This is a genomic window from Pseudoalteromonas sp. L21, from assembly GCF_021728035.1.
In the GTDB taxonomy this organism is placed as follows: domain Bacteria; phylum Pseudomonadota; class Gammaproteobacteria; order Enterobacterales; family Alteromonadaceae; genus Pseudoalteromonas; species Pseudoalteromonas arabiensis.
The window spans coordinates 159,034-173,841 of record NZ_JAKKCV010000006.1; the positions used below are offsets into that span (position 1 = coordinate 159,034).

A 14,808-nucleotide genomic window follows, 5' to 3' on the forward strand; every position below is an offset into this window, starting at 1 on the left:
CCTATATCTTCTCTTAATAGTTATAAAAATATATTTTATAACAATCAATTAGCTAATGCTCTTACCAGTCTGTGTTGACTTCTTTAAGAGTATTTTTAACGCTAACCTCAACATTAAAGCGACCAATAATACGCCACACACTAAGCTCAACCAGTGCGGTAATACTTGATGTTCCTCCCCCATCATGGGTGCCACCACAAAACCAAACTCAGAAACTAGGTAATCCGTTAAAAAACCGAATAGTAATGCAACGCCTATGACACCGATTAAATAAGCAACTACAGCGCGTTGACCCAACTCTTTACCCACCACACCCAATGTTGCAACATTTGTGGCAGGGCCTGCCAACATAAATACCAACACGGCGCCTGGTGATACACCACTGAGCAATAAACCGGCTGCAATCGGGGTTGATGCCGTCGCACAAATATACATAGGAATGCTAATTAAGATCACCACCAGCATTGCAAAAATACCACTTCCCCACTGACTCAAGTACGACTCAGGCACATAGGTTTGGACCAGTGCGGCAAAAAATAGACCGATAACCAACCATACCATGGTATCTTCAAGCAACTTATTACAGCTAAAACTTATTGCGCGTTTAAGCTTTGCAACCCCTCCTTCAATTTTAACGACTTCCTTTTTGCTTGCGCAGCAGCTTGCTTTCTCAACAGTGGGAGCTTGCTTTGTACTACAACAACTTGATGTAGGCTCTTTAGCGGTTGCTTGCTTAGTGCTACAACAACTACTTGTTACTGTTTCAAGGTTATGCGAGGTTTTAGTACGCTCATTATTAAACTCACTCTCTTTACCAACTAACACACCAGCAGCAATCGCACTACATACGGCTGCAATCGGCCTGATCACAGCCATAAAAGGGCCTAATAAAACATAAGAAACAGAAACAGAGTCAACGCCCGTTTCAGGGGTCGATACTAAAAAAGCCGTCGTCGCACTTTTTGAAGCGCCAGCCCGCCTAAGTCCTATAGCGGCAGGGATCACACCACATGAGCACAATGGCATTGGGGCACCAATAAGAGCAGCTTTAATTGTGGTCCAAAGTCCCTCTTTACCAAGATGACGATGCAAAAAGTCCGTAGGCAAGTAAACATTTAATAGTCCTGCTATTAATAACCCCAACATCAACCAAGGGGCAGACAGTAAAAATAACTGCCAAAAATTAGTGAGTAAGTCCATCTATATCCTCCAATGTCGTTAATATAGAGCAATTTTCAGCAGGCTCTTCGCCGCCGCAACACTTCTTTGCTAATAGCGATAATGAATCATAAAACCGTGTTAATTCCTCAATACGTTGAGCGACTAAATCACGTTTTTGTAGAGTCATTTCTTTAACTTCATGGCACGAATGCTGATCTTTATGAATTTTTATTTGCAGCAACTCTTTAATTTCAGACAAGCTAAACCCCACGTTTTTAGCGCGTAAGATAAACGACATCTGTTTAATGTCTGTATCGGTATAAATACGGTACCCTGACTGTGAGCGCGAACTAGGCGTTAACAAACCATGTTTTTCGTAGTACCTTAATGTATCTGTTGAAACTCCCAACTTGCGGGCAAATTCACCTATTTTCATCACCGTCTCCATTTAAAAGCTTATACGTACTATAAACCTTGGAGTACACCCTAAGGTCAAGCATTAAATTAAAAAAGGAAAGCACATGAATATTACCATCCTTGATACCGCCACATTAGCAGATACCTCATTAGATTCATTAGCAAACTTGGGAACACTCTCTTGCTATGATTTAACAGACCCACAAGATGTTGTTTCTCGTTGTCAGGATGCCGATATTATCATTACTAATAAAGTCGTTATTGATCAAAAAGCGATGTCGCAGCTTAGCAACCTAAAACTAATTTGTGTTGCAGCAACAGGCACCAACAACATTGATTTAGATGCAGCCAAAACGCACAATATTGCCGTCACCAATGTGGCAGGCTACTCCACTCCTTCTGTGGTACAGCATACATTCGCACTCATCACTAACTTACTGGGTAATACCCACCGTTATATTCAAGATTGCCAATCTGGAAAATGGCAACAAAGCCCGATGTTCTGTCGTTTAGATTACCGTTTTAATGATATGTCAGGCAAAACACTTGCGATTATTGGTTATGGTTCACTTGGTAAAGCGGTTGCTGATGTAGGCCGTGCTTTTGGTGTTAATGTAATAATAAGTGAACGTAAAGGGCATGCTCCTCGCGAAGGACGTGTTAGCTTTGAAGAGGCGATTAAAACAGCGGATATTATCAGTATTCATTGCCCACTGACTGATGAAACTCGCAACCAAATAGCGGCTAAAGAGCTTAATATGATGAAATCAACAGCAATCCTAATAAATACAGCACGAGGGGGAATTATCAATGAAGCTGACTTAGCCAATGCCCTTGCTAATAATGTGATTGCGGGTGCCGGTGTGGATGTGTTGAGCAAAGAGCCAGCAGAAGAAAATAATCCACTTGCCATATATCAAGGTGATAACTTATTACTAACACCTCATATCGCTTGGGCGAGTCAAGAATCAATTGCTCGACTTGTGGCTGAAATAGCACTTAACATCAACGCCTTCAGCCAAGGTGAGGCACGAAATAGACTGGTCTAAAAAACAATTTTTTAGCCAAATAAGCTAAGTAATGAGTTCCACATTACTTAGCTAGCTCGCAACAACAAGCTAAAACTTTGATTATAAAAGAAATAAAATGTTGGCAAATGGATTGCTATATATGAAAAAACGAAACGATAAAACAAGGGATATAACAATGAAAAAAGCACTTCTTATTGCCGCGCTAACTGCACCTTTTTTAACCGGTTGTGTCATTGCCGTGTCAGACGGTGAAGCCGAAACTCACTGGGCAGGCGACTCGTCAACAAGCTGGCAAAAACACCACAAAAATAATCGTGAAGTCATTGCAAACTTAGCACTTGATACGCCTTACCAAACGGTACTCAATAAACTAAGCACACCTAACTTTACAGAGTTACTAAAACAGGATGACGGCGTATACCAAGTACTCTTTTATGCCACTCATAGCATCCACTCAGACAGCAAAACGACCAAAGATGAGTGCACCCCTTTGGTCTTTAAAAACGATAAATTAATTGGTGTGGGCGACACTATTTATAAATCACTTAGTAATGGCTAATTACTTTATGCAGGGGTAGACAAATAACCTACTCCTGCAATGTCGCAGATACTAACCGCGATACCACTTGGTCGCGCCCTGCCTCTTTAGCTTGGTATAATCCTAAATCGGCTTCTTCCAGTAATGTTTGCTCAGCATAAACTTGCCCTGACTCTGTGGTGGCAATACCAATACTAATTGTCACATACTCTGAATTTAAAGAGGCCTTATGCGGAATACTTAACTTATTAACTGCATTGCGTAGCTTATTAGCGAAAGCAACCGCCTCTTTAGCAGGAGTGCTGGGCAACACAGCTGCGAATTCTTCCCCGCCGTAACGGGCAACAAAATCACTCCCTCGCTCGCATGAGCCAACAAGTGCATGTGCTATTTTTTTAAGGCAATCATCACCCGCACGATGACCGTAACAGTCGTTGTAACGCTTGAAATGATCAACATCCATCAATAAAACCGACAAAGGGGTATGATCTCGTCTTGAGCGCCGCCATTCCCTAGATAAGTTTTCATCAAGATAACGTCTATTAGGAATTTCAGTTAAGCCATCAATCGATGCCAACATTTCGAGTAGATCATTTTTTTGTTTGATCATTAACTGATTGCGAACACGGGCACGAACAATCGCAGCGCTAAAGGGCTTAGTTATATAATCCATTGCCCCTAATTCAAGGCCCTTGGCCTCATCATCATGGCTGGTATTTGCGGATATAAAAATAACAGGCAACATATTTGTTGTTGTATTTTCTTTTATTTGTGCCAGCACTTCATAGCCATCGATACCCGGCATAACAATATCTAAGATTAATAAATCAACGGGTTGTGTTTTTAAAAATGTAAGTGCTTTTTCACCACTTTCAACACAAAAAACATCGTAATCTTGTCGCAATGTTTTTTCTAAGACCAAGCGATTTAACGGATCGTCATCAACAATCAGTACCTTGGCTTTTTTCAACATTTGTAGATCCTTGTTCGATGATAAATGCAATAACTTGCTTTATGTGTTGCTGCAGCTCATCGTTTAATAGCTCAGGAAGCTTACCTTGCGTTTTAAGTTCAGCCTCACACTGTTTAGCACATGCTGACAATCGCTTAAAACCTAAATTACCAGCAGACCCTTTGACATTATGCACAACTCTAACCAGTTCTTCAGTAGTACTTAAGGTAGAAATTTCTAATAATTGCTGTGCGGCCATAGTGGCAAACTTTGACAACATAGTTAATACCAAATCACTATCATTTGCAAACTGAGTTAAAACAAAAGAATGATCAAAAAATGGTTCAATTGGTTTATCAAGTTCACTCATTGCTAAAAAGAGCTTATTTGCAACAATTGGCTTTGTTAAATGCTTATTCATACCTGCAGCGACAGATTGTTCAATATCAGCAGCTTCGCTATGGGCGGTTAAAGCATAAATAGGCATCTGCTCTTTTGTGAATGATTGCCTAATAATTCGTGTCGCCTGACAGCCATCCATCTCTGGCATTTGAATATCCATAAAAATCAGATCTGGGGTTAAGCTTGCTGATAACTCAATTGCTTTTGCACCACTATCAGCACAAATAACAGTAATGTTAGCCTGCTTCAGAATACTTTTAATAATACTTAAATTAAGTGGATTATCATCCACTGCAAGCACTAATAGACCTGATAAATCTGTACTTGATGGGAGTAACGGGCTGTTTTTTTTGGCGGTCTGTGTGGTTTTATCAAGCTGTAAACAAAAGCTAAATTCACTGCCTTTCCCCTTTTCACTTGTGAGTTTAACTTCCCCCCCCATCAATGCGACTTCATATTTAACAATTGCTAGACCAAGTCCTACACCTTGATGAGAACGAGTAAGCGACTCGTCTCCTTGCGTAAAAGCATCAAATAATCGACTTTGATCAGCGTCGCTAATACCAATCCCCGTATCCTTAACTACAAAGCAAATAAGTTGCTGCTCATCGGACTGTTCAACTAAAGTAAGACTCAGTTTTACACTGCCATGTTCTGTAAATTTAGCCGCATTGGTTAATAAGTTTGCGAGCACTTGCTGTAAACAAATTTGATCACCCAATAAATTTGCATTAATGGTGTCATCACATTCGACGCTAAACTCTAAACCTTTTTTACTGCAAAGAGGCGTTGCAATCCCTTCACAGTAATCAATTAAGTCAGCCACGCTAAATGGTGCCTTATTTAATTGCACTTGCGCACTTTCAACACGAGCAAAATCAAGCATACGATTAAGTAGTGACAACAAACTATTTGCTGCCGACTTAGCTTGCGATGCGTAGCCTCGCTGCTCTTGCGATAAACCTTGTAAAGCGATTACATCTATTAAACCTAACACTGCATTAAGGGGCGTACGTATTTCATGACTTAAATTCGCAATAAAACGACTTTTAGCTAATGTCGCTCTCTCCGCATCATTCTTTGCCTGAATTAAATCTGTGACATCTTGCACGTGCAAAACATAATAATCAGGGGTTTGTTCGTTATCCCATACCAAGGAGACACTTATTTGCAACCAACGCTTTTGCTCTTGTTGAGGTAAGCTAAAGTGATAAACATTTTTCTTCTCACTATGCAGCTGCTTAAGTGTTTGCGTTAATTTTTCTAGTGATTGCGCAACGAATAAATCTGCCAACATATACTGACTGGGTATATTGTGGCTTTTTTGCATTGAAAATATCTGGCGGGCAGCTTTGTTAGCTTGTAACACTTGGTAATCTAGAGATAATAAAATAACCCCGTTCGCTGCATACTCCATGGCACTTTTGAGCTTTGCTTCGGAGCTTTGCAACGCATTAAGCGCTTCGTGTTGCTCTGTTATGTCTCTACCTATGGTCATCGTACCTAACAGTTGTTGATGCTCATTATAAAATGGCGCAATACTGAGGTTGTATGTTTTATTATTTGTAACTAAGCGTTTTTGATAGACTTGACGCTCAGTTAACACGTTCTCTTCTAATAAACTCAGCTCAATATTGTCTTGATTTGTGTTAGTAAACTTTTCACCCACGAGTTCTTCTTGTGGCATGCCTACGTAACTTTCGTAAGCTTTATTGCAACCTAAAAAAACACCGTAAGTATTTTTAAAATAAATGAGATCAGGCACATTGTTAAGCATGGTGTTTAACAAGGCTAAATGACGTTCTTTGGCATCAATACTACGTCGTAATTGCTCTGATTTTACTTGAACTTGTGAATCAAGTGCCTTATTGGCTTCTTGTAAAGATGTAACTAGCTCTTCATTACGCTTAAAGACCTGTTTAACTCTACTAAACCACGGTTGCCAATCGGTCGGTATACGGTAATGTAAAAGCGGGCTGCTATTCTCATTATGCTGATCTAAATAGCAGATCAAGTGTGTCATGGGCTTAACAAATATACGTTGGCTCAACCAAAATACCCCACTGAACATCATTATTAAAAAGACGCACAAAAATATAAACTCTATAAGAATATCATAACTAATTGGCTCACTAAGCGCCTGTTTAGATTCATAAAACTGGGTATGAATGGGCAAGTTATCTGAGGTTTGAACCAAGTAGCTATGTGACTTTTTTGCGGGCCGCTTAGTGTCAATAATCATTGGCTCAGGCCAGTAATCACCTGCACCCACTGCACTATTTAAGCGCACGTCAGAGCTGGCTATAACTTGGTTATGTTGATTTATAAAAATATACTCCCCCTGCGGGGGCGCTATTTTCTGCAACCAATTTGAAATGGCTTCTAAATCATAAATTAAAATGATGTAGTCATGGCTTGTGGCTGTACGCTTTTTACCAATTGCAAAATAAGCATGATTATTCACAGTAACGACTTGGCTTGACGAAAGTGTGTTGTCGTTTAATTGCTGTGGTTTGAGTTTATTATCGAGTATTGTCGTTAGTAACGTGCTGTCTGCGGTAGAACGCCGCTTGATGTAGGCAAAACCTTGCTCATTAACATAAGCAACCGCTTGTAAAGATTGGATAAGTGAGAGTGTGGTATTAAAAGAAGGCCCTAATGCAATAACCTGCCGCCACTGTTCAAGTGCATAAGAAGTGGAAGCAAACTTACCCTGTCCAACTATTTCGCCAATTTCATCACCAACTGGCTGATAATAGTAATGCTCAAATTGGTTGACATTTTTAGTCCAGCTTGGGTCAAAATCATATGATAAAGGCTGCTCGTACAATGTAAACATAGTATCAATCAGCCCATCGGCGGCGCTCATTGCATGGCTCAGTTGAGCTGAAATATTATTAAAGCTGCTGTGGCGATTCTCAATTGCACGCTCAAGTTTTAAGTCGTACAAATGCAAGCATAAAAAAAACGCCACTAACAATGGCACAATCAGTGCGACAGTGATAGAGCGGTAATAACGTTTAAGTGGTAAAAAGTTCACTAGCTTCAAAGTACCTTGCCTCGGAACTTTCTAGATTAACGAGGCAAGGATCTGCTGGCAAGTTATAAATTTTCTTCGGCAAAGCTTGCCAAGCGACTACGGACAACGCCGTTTAAGTTGACGGTAGCACTTCCCTCAAAGTCTTTAAAGCGTTCAACAATGTAAGTTAAGCCTGAGGTAACTGGGGTCAGGTAGTTACTATCAATTTGTGCCAAATTACCTGAACATATAAGCTTGGTCCCTTCACCGCAACGAGTAATAATGGTCTTTAATTGTGAAGCTGTTAAGTTTTGGCTTTCATCTAAAATCACCACGGCATTTTGAATACTGCGGCCACGCATAAAGTTCACCGATTTAAATTGCACGTTGGCCTTTTCCATAATGTAATTACGGCTCGAAATAGGATTCTCGTCACCTTTATGTAATACCTCTAAAGTGTCCGTAATAGCAGCCAGCCAAGGAGCCATCTTCTCTTCTTCAGTTCCAGGTAAGAAGCCGATAGATTCAGCAATTTCTGGTGTGTTACGGGTGACGATAACTTTATCGTAAATACCTTTTTCAATAATCATTTCAAGGGCACTGGCAAGCGCAAGTAGTGTTTTACCACAGCCTGCGGGGCCAGTTAAAATAACCAACTCAATACTTGGGTCAAGTAAGGCATCGAGCGCCATACCTTGATAAACATTTTTTGGCTTTACTCCCCATGCTGTGTGGCTCATCAGGCGCTCAACACTGATATCTTTTAACGTAATTTGTTTATCATCATAACTTTTTACTCGCGCAGCAAAGTGATCGCTACTATCAAGAATGTATTCATTACAAAATACGTCACTGATGGTATTTTTTGCTACATGGTGATAAGTGTCCCGCCCTTGTTGCTCAGTTTCGCATTCTCCTACCTGTTGCCAAAAATCGCCTTCTATTTTTTTATAGCCACTGGTCAGTAATGCGATGTCATCAATCAGCTGATCAGTTCTGTAATCTTCAACAAATTTAAGCCCTGCCCCTTTGGCTTTGAGTCGCATATTGATGTCTTTCGTAACCAGCACCACCTTGCTGTCACTGTGCTGTTTTTGTAGATGCACCGCACAATTGATAATACGGTGATCATTTTCGTTGCCTGGTAAACCAGAAATACTGTCTGCAAATAAGTGGTCGTTAACAATAATAAGTCGACCTCGGGACTGAACTTTCGCTTTTTTATTACTGGGTAACGCCACCCCCTGTAACATTTGCTCTGGAGAGGCATCTTTTAACACTTCATCTAAACCACGAATAGCAACACGAGCATCACGGCTGACATCGTGTTTTCTATCTTTAATGTGGTCGAGCTCTTCTAATACTGTCATGGGGATAACAACATCATGTTCTTGGAAAGATAAATAAGCGAGGGGTTCGTGGAGTAATACATTGGTATCGAGCACATACATTTTACTATCAAGGTTCGAAGCTTTTTCCATAGCACTTTCCTTACGTTTTATGATTTTTATGCTATACCCAAGTAACTAAACAAGCGGGAATTGAACCTGTTATTTATTTGTTAGGTATATACTCAGTCTAGTCTATTTGTAGCAAAAGTCTTTTTTATGACAGCTAAAATTACAATTATTTAAGCGGTTAAAATACATACAAATTTCAACCAAAAAAATAACTTTAAATAATTGACTAAATTTAATTGTATAAGGCAAGTTTACTGCCTTGAAGTACCAAGACGATACAGGTAACATAGCCGCCTTTTTTCTTCATAGATGAGACATATATGAATTTTTCCTTAGGTCAACGTTGGATCAGTGATACAGAGTCAGATTTAGGATTAGGCACCGTAGTTGCCCTTGAAGGCCGTCAGGTCAGCATTTTATTTCCTGCCAGTGGAGAAAACCGTGTTTACTCTTTAACTGAAGCGCCTGTTACTCGTGTTGCATTCAATCCAGGTGATACTATTCGCAGCGTTGAAGAATGGGAACTTGAAGTTGAGTCTGTTGAAGAACAAGGTGATTTATTGTGCTACCACGGTATTCGTACTGACAACGGTGAGAAAGCACAATTAAAAGAAACCTTTTTAGATCACTTTATCAAATTTAATAAACCACAAGACCGTTTATTCGCCGGTCAAGTAGACCGCTTTGATCGTTACACTCTTCGCTACCAAACTTGGCAACACCAGTTTGAGCGCCAACAATCCCCCCTTAAGGGCTTAATTGGTCAGCGTGCCAATCTTATTCCTCACCAGCTGTATATTGCTCAAGAGGTAGGTAAGCGCTTCGCACCCCGTGTATTACTTTCAGATGAAGTTGGCCTTGGTAAAACCATTGAAGCGGGCATGATTTTACATCAGCAAATCATTACAGGCCGCGCAAGCAGAGTGTTAATTGTCGTGCCTGAAAACTTACAGCATCAATGGCTTGTTGAAATGCTACGTCGTTTTAACCTACGCTTTTCTATTTTTGATGAAGAACGCTGTGACGAAGCATTTGCAGACTCGCCAAACGTATTTGAAACCGAACAGTTAGTACTTACTAGCCTTGAGTTTTTAAGCAAGAAAAAGCGCTGGTTTGAACAAGCGACACTGGCTGACTGGGACTTACTGGTCGTTGATGAAGCCCATCATCTAAGTATTAATAATGGTAAACCAAGCACTGAATACCAACGTATGGCAGAGTTGAGCCAAGACATTCCGGGGCTTATTTTACTAACAGCAACACCTGACCAACTTGGTCATCGCAGTCACTTTGCGCGTTTGCAATTACTCGATCCTGATCGTTTCTACGACTACGATGCGTTTGTTGAAGAAGAAAGTAACTACAAAGATGTTGCTGAAGCTGCTAACCAACTCCTTGCTGAAAAGGGCTTGGTTGATGCATCACGTAACGCGTTAAAAGCACTCTTAAAAGAAACAGACATCAGCGAATTACTTGCAAGTGCGGAGCAAGGTGATGAAACTGCCCGTAACGAAATTTTATCTATGCTATTAGACCGTCACGGCACGGGACGTATTTTATTTAGAAATAGCCGTAGCGGCATCGATGGCTACCCTAGCCGTAAACTTCATGCCTACCCTATGGCCATGCCGAAGCAATATAAAACAGCTATCTCCGTTTTGGGCAATATGGGGGGTATTCAAAACGCCGAACTAACCGCATTGCGTGCACTGTTCCCGGAAAAGATTTTCCAAGAGTTTGAAGGCGAAAATGCCAGTTGGGGGGCATTTGATCCACGTGTTGATTGGCTAATCGAGACATTAAAAACACTTAAGCACGAAAAAGTCTTACTTATCTGTGCTAAAGCTGAAACCGCTATTAGCCTTGAACAAATTTTGCGTGAGCGTGAAGCAATCAAAGCGTCTGTTTTCCACGAAGGAATGTCAATCGTTGAGCGTGACCGTGCGGCAGCATTCTTTGCCGATGAGTACGACAGCGCGCAAATTCTACTGTGTTCTGAAATTGGTTCAGAGGGGCGTAACTTCCAGTTCTCGCACCATTTAGTATTATTTGATTTACCTCTTAACCCTGATTTGTTAGAGCAACGCATCGGTCGTCTTGACCGTATTGGTCAAACCCAAGACGTAAACATTCATGTGCCGTATTTCGAAAACACTGCACAAGAAGTCCTATTACGTTGGTACAACGAAGGCCTTGATGCGTTTGAAACAACCTCAACAACAGGCCAAATGCTGTATAAAGAGTTTGGTGAAGAATTACTTGAGTTTGTTGGCTCTCATAATTGTGACGAAGAAGAGCTTGAGCCACTTCTAGAGCAAGTAGCTAAGCAAAATGCTCAGCTGCGTAAACAAATGGAAAGTGGTCGTGACCGCTTATTAGAGCTGCATTCTAGTGGTCAAGGGCGTGCTGAGAGCCTAGTTGCTGATATTGAAGAACTAGACGATCAATTCACGTTGCCAAGCTATATGATTAATGTGTTCGACACCTTCGGCGTAAGCCAAGAAGACAAAGGTGAAAACACCATTATCTTAAAACCAACAGAGCACATGCTAAACCCATCTTTCCCATGTTTGAAAGATGATGGCATTACAGTGACATTTGACCGTAGTACGTCGCTTTCGCAAGAAGACGCGCATTTCATCAGCTGGGATCACCCTATGGTGCAAGGCAGCTTAGATATGATTTGTGATGATGACTTTGGTACAGCGTCTGTTGCACTACTGAAAAACAAAAAGTTACCTGCTGGTACCTTCTTTGTTGAGCTTATTTTCATTGCTGAAGCTATGGCACCTAAAGCACTACAAGTGGGGCGTTTTTTACCGCCTACACCTATTCGTATTTTGCTAGACAAAGGCAGTAATAACCTAGCTGACAATGTCGCCTTTGACGCGTTTAATCAGCAACTATCAGCGGTGGGCCGTCAAACAGCAAGTAAGTTAGCCAGTGCTTTACAAAGCGCTATTCACCCAATGATCACCAGCGCACAAGGCATGGCACAAACCAAGCTTGAGGCACTTCGTGCTGCGTCGTTAGAAAAAATGCAAACGGCACTTGCTGAGGAACAATCGCGCTTAGCCGCTCTTAAGCAAATCAATCCGAATATTCGTGATGAAGAGCTTAACTTTTTTGATAAACAGCGCAGTGAATTGACGACTTATATCGAAAAAGCCCAAGTTAAATTGGATGCCATTCGTTTGATTGTGGTTTCACACTAAGCTTTAGGCTGACAATCATAGACGCGGTGTGTTTTCACATCGCGTTTTTTTATGAACGTGGAGTTACCTTCCGAAGCGCTACCATCAACATTTGTGTAACTCTCTCAGCTCCTTTAAAATAGCGCTCTAGAAAATCATCGAGGCTGGCTGTGTTACTCAATTATAATCCCCCAATGACACCTTATTTAAGTATTGTTTATCAAGACAATGACTTGCTTATTGTGAATAAACCAAGCGGCTTACTCACTGTACCAGGGAAAGATCCAAAACACGCCGACTGCCTAATTGCACGGGTTAATCGCGTATTTCCAACAGCAAAAATTGTGCACCGCTTAGATATGGCAACCTCGGGAATTATTTGTTTAGCAATGCACAAAGAAGCGCATCGTAACTTAAGCATGCAATTTCAAGATAGAAAAACCGCTAAACGTTATATTGCACGCGTGTTTGGTAAACTCGAACAACCAACTGGCTCAGTGGATTTACCTCTTATTTGTGATTGGCCTAATCGTCCAAAGCAGATGGTTGACCATGACAATGGCAAACCTTCATTAACTCATTTTAAAGTGCTTGAGCATGAAGACAATGCAACTCGTGTAGAGCTCACTCCAATTACTGGGCGCTCGCATCAATTACGTGTTCATATGCTGTCTTTAGGCCATCCTATTTTAGGGGATAGACTGTACGCCCACCCAGCAGCATTAGCGATGGCGCCAAGACTGCAACTGCATGCAGAAATGCTCAGTTTGGCTCACCCTGTCAGTGGTAAAGAAATGGTTTTTGAAGCCACGCCTGAGTTTTAACAATAATATTGCTAAATATTTAGCATGAGGTGCCGATAGTCTAATTAGACTTCAGTTAGGATATCGGCATGACTTTAAGAGTATTAAATACATTACTTTACGCCACTAGTTTTGCGTTTATAAGCAATGTAAGTGCACTCGACTTCATTCAACCAACACCTTGGTCAAGTATCGTTAGTAACGATATTCAGCGCTTTATTCCTGATGGTGAGGTGCGTACCTTGCTTGCTGGTGATGATGAGTTTATCTGTCTTTATCGTCAATCGATGGCGGCAACTCAACGAGGAGTGGTTTTAATCATTCCAGATTGGCAACACCCGCCGACCAGTAATACTGGCCTAAACTTTCTACGTAAACAGCTTAATGACTTAGGTTATGCCACTTCAGCCATGACGATGCCTGATATAGATTGGCATCCTGCTGACACGGATACACAATCAAACAATACACAAAGTGACACTGCGACAGCATCAACAGAGCCAAAAGAGCAAACTCCTCACTTCGCCTCTGCAACTCCAACAATTAGTGATGCTGTACTCAATGACTATAAGCTCAAACTAATTACTCGCTTTAATGCGCTCTATAATAATGCCTTAGATGAACAAGGCGCTATTATCGTCCTTGCACAAGGTGCCAGCGCAGGGCTATTAATTGAACATTACGCCAGTTTCCCTAATACCAGTGTAAACGCATTTATCAGCCTAAGTGGTTATTTACCAAATGGTGAGCGAAACCAGCACCTTAACGCAACACTATCGACAATCAGCCCACCGCTACTGGATATATTTTACAGTGAGGGTAATCAAGATATCGTACACAGTGCTCATGAGCGAAAGCGCTGGGTAAAACGCCATGCAAAGTACGATTATCGTCAAAGGGAACTGTTTGGCTTACCCACTGAGCCTGAACAACACGAGCGGCTGCTCAAAGAGGTAGACGGCTTTCTACGCCGCCTTTTTTAAGTATTCGTACGCAGCTTGAATATCCTGACTTTTCTTTATTGCGACTTCCATCATATGTTTTGGTAGACCCTGTGACACCAGCTTATCTGGGTGATGCTGCGCCATGAGCTTTCGATACGCAACTTTGATATCACGCGAAGTTGCATCATTGCTTAATCCAAGTAATGCTAAGGCTTGGGCACGGTTCATACCATTATTCGGTGGCACCCGATGACCTTGATGCTCATTATGCGAGCTGCGCTGTTGATTTTGCTGCTCATAAAAGCGTTGTTGCTGCTGACGAAATGCAAACTCTGCTTGATAACGTTTAAGTAAAAATGAAAACTGAGTACGAGATATTCCTAATTGTTTGCTGACCTCTTGCAATAATTGCTTTTCTTGTTCAGCTAAATGACCATCGGAAAACGCCATTTGAATTTGTATTTCTAAAAATAGTTGTAATAAGTCATGGCGGCGTGCGAAACGTTCTTTAAAATCATGAACCGTTTCTTTTAGTGAAAAGTCACTTTCTTTACCACTTCGAAACGCATCTTGTGCTTCGCGACGCTCATCACCTGACAAGTTCATCTCATCCATAAACAAACTTGCGGCACGAATGTGAGTTTCACTTACTCGACCGTTTGATTTAGCAATGTGCCCCATCACAGCAAAACAACTCGAGAAGAACAGTGCTTGGCGTTCGTTAATATCATCGCCTTTAAACAAACCTGAAAAGCCCCCCGCTTTATCAAAGTCTTGCTTTAAGCTGCGATCAAACATATGACCAAGGTATAAACCGAGTAAAGCACCTATGAATTTTCCAAACATAAAGCCAAAACAAAAACCCAGTACTTTTCCCCACATCGTCA

Annotated in this window: 11 protein-coding genes; 5 read left to right on the forward strand and 6 right to left on the reverse strand. The window is 41.2% G+C overall.

All coding sequences use genetic code 11. From position 1 onward, the window contains the following. Window positions 1-48: 48 nt before the first annotated feature. Both L3V41_RS17135 and zntR read right to left on the reverse strand, forming a co-directional pair. Entirely contained in the window at window positions 49-1,200 is a 1,152-nt protein-coding gene (locus L3V41_RS17135; RefSeq protein ID WP_237128162.1) for an SO_0444 family Cu/Zn efflux transporter, read from the reverse strand. Continuing rightward, window positions 1,184-1,597 carry a Zn(2+)-responsive transcriptional regulator gene (zntR, locus tag L3V41_RS17140; RefSeq protein WP_083515344.1) on the reverse strand — a complete coding sequence of 138 codons (414 nt, stop codon included), beginning with the start codon at window positions 1,595-1,597 and terminating at the stop codon, window positions 1,184-1,186. The genes L3V41_RS17135 and zntR overlap by 17 nt, the downstream gene beginning before the upstream one ends. An 85-nt stretch (window positions 1,598-1,682) precedes the next feature. Between zntR and L3V41_RS17145 the strand changes: the two genes are divergently transcribed. Then, window positions 1,683-2,627, forward strand: a complete 945-nt coding sequence (locus L3V41_RS17145) for a D-2-hydroxyacid dehydrogenase (RefSeq protein WP_193988340.1) — start codon at window positions 1,683-1,685, stop codon at window positions 2,625-2,627. Between the two features lie 157 nt (window positions 2,628-2,784). Further along, window positions 2,785-3,168 carry a DUF3192 domain-containing protein gene (locus tag L3V41_RS17150; RefSeq protein WP_062570098.1) on the forward strand — a complete coding sequence of 128 codons (384 nt, stop codon included), beginning with the start codon at window positions 2,785-2,787 and terminating at the stop codon, window positions 3,166-3,168. A 28-nt stretch (window positions 3,169-3,196) separates the two neighbouring features. Here L3V41_RS17150 and L3V41_RS17155 read toward each other — a convergent pair whose 3' ends face one another. The 3 genes from L3V41_RS17155 to L3V41_RS17165 form a co-directional block, all read right to left on the reverse strand. Next, window positions 3,197-4,120 (reverse strand): diguanylate cyclase, encoded by a 924-nt coding sequence (locus L3V41_RS17155; protein WP_237128163.1) that lies wholly within the window; start codon window positions 4,118-4,120, stop codon window positions 3,197-3,199. Further along, a complete protein-coding gene (locus L3V41_RS17160; protein WP_237128164.1) occupies window positions 4,089-7,541 on the reverse strand; it encodes a response regulator in 3,453 nt (1,150 codons plus the stop codon). Before L3V41_RS17160 ends, L3V41_RS17155 begins: the two co-directional genes overlap by 32 nt. 62 nt (window positions 7,542-7,603) lie before the next feature. Beyond that, entirely contained in the window at window positions 7,604-9,001 is a 1,398-nt protein-coding gene (locus tag L3V41_RS17165; RefSeq protein ID WP_130150739.1) for a PhoH family protein, read from the reverse strand. A 299-nt stretch (window positions 9,002-9,300) separates the two neighbouring features. On the opposite strand from L3V41_RS17165, the gene rapA reads away from it, so the two are divergent. From rapA to L3V41_RS17180, 3 genes are all read left to right on the forward strand, one after another. After that, window positions 9,301-12,195: an RNA polymerase-associated protein RapA gene (gene rapA / locus L3V41_RS17170; RefSeq protein ID WP_237128165.1), complete on the forward strand. Its 2,895-nt coding sequence runs from the start codon at window positions 9,301-9,303 to the stop codon at window positions 12,193-12,195. Between the two features lie 149 nt (window positions 12,196-12,344). After that, the gene (gene rluA, locus L3V41_RS17175; RefSeq protein WP_237114824.1) at window positions 12,345-12,998 is read left to right on the forward strand and encodes a bifunctional tRNA pseudouridine(32) synthase/23S rRNA pseudouridine(746) synthase RluA; all 654 of its coding nucleotides are present in this window, start codon (window positions 12,345-12,347) and stop codon (window positions 12,996-12,998) included. Between the two features lie 68 nt (window positions 12,999-13,066). Continuing rightward, complete coding sequence (locus L3V41_RS17180) at window positions 13,067-13,960, forward strand: DUF3530 family protein (protein WP_237128166.1); 894 nt, start codon at window positions 13,067-13,069, stop codon at window positions 13,958-13,960. On the opposite strand, the gene djlA is transcribed toward L3V41_RS17180, so the two are convergent. Beyond that, window positions 13,943-14,803 (reverse strand): co-chaperone DjlA, encoded by an 861-nt coding sequence (djlA, locus tag L3V41_RS17185; RefSeq protein WP_237128167.1) that lies wholly within the window; start codon window positions 14,801-14,803, stop codon window positions 13,943-13,945. The two genes, L3V41_RS17180 and djlA, sit on opposite strands and share 18 nt — an antisense overlap. Window positions 14,804-14,808: the final 5 nt, after the last annotated feature.

What these genes read in the sequence shown, in the direction of transcription:
- L3V41_RS17135 (WP_237128162.1), bottom strand. Translation starts at nt 1,200, where the DNA reads ATGGACTTACTCACTAATTTTTGGCAGTTATTTTTACTGTCTGCCCCT.
- zntR (WP_083515344.1), bottom strand. Translation starts at nt 1,597, where the DNA reads ATGAAAATAGGTGAATTTGCCCGCAAGTTGGGAGTTTCAACAGATACA.
- L3V41_RS17145 (WP_193988340.1), top strand. Translation starts at nt 1,683, where the DNA reads ATGAATATTACCATCCTTGATACCGCCACATTAGCAGATACCTCATTA.
- L3V41_RS17150 (WP_062570098.1), top strand. Translation starts at nt 2,785, where the DNA reads ATGAAAAAAGCACTTCTTATTGCCGCGCTAACTGCACCTTTTTTAACC.
- L3V41_RS17155 (WP_237128163.1), bottom strand. Translation starts at nt 4,120, where the DNA reads ATGTTGAAAAAAGCCAAGGTACTGATTGTTGATGACGATCCGTTAAAT.
- L3V41_RS17165 (WP_130150739.1), bottom strand. Translation starts at nt 9,001, where the DNA reads ATGGAAAAAGCTTCGAACCTTGATAGTAAAATGTATGTGCTCGATACC.
- rapA (WP_237128165.1), top strand. Translation starts at nt 9,301, where the DNA reads ATGAATTTTTCCTTAGGTCAACGTTGGATCAGTGATACAGAGTCAGAT.
- L3V41_RS17180 (WP_237128166.1), top strand. Translation starts at nt 13,067, where the DNA reads ATGACTTTAAGAGTATTAAATACATTACTTTACGCCACTAGTTTTGCG.
- djlA (WP_237128167.1), bottom strand. Translation starts at nt 14,803, where the DNA reads ATGTGGGGAAAAGTACTGGGTTTTTGTTTTGGCTTTATGTTTGGAAAA.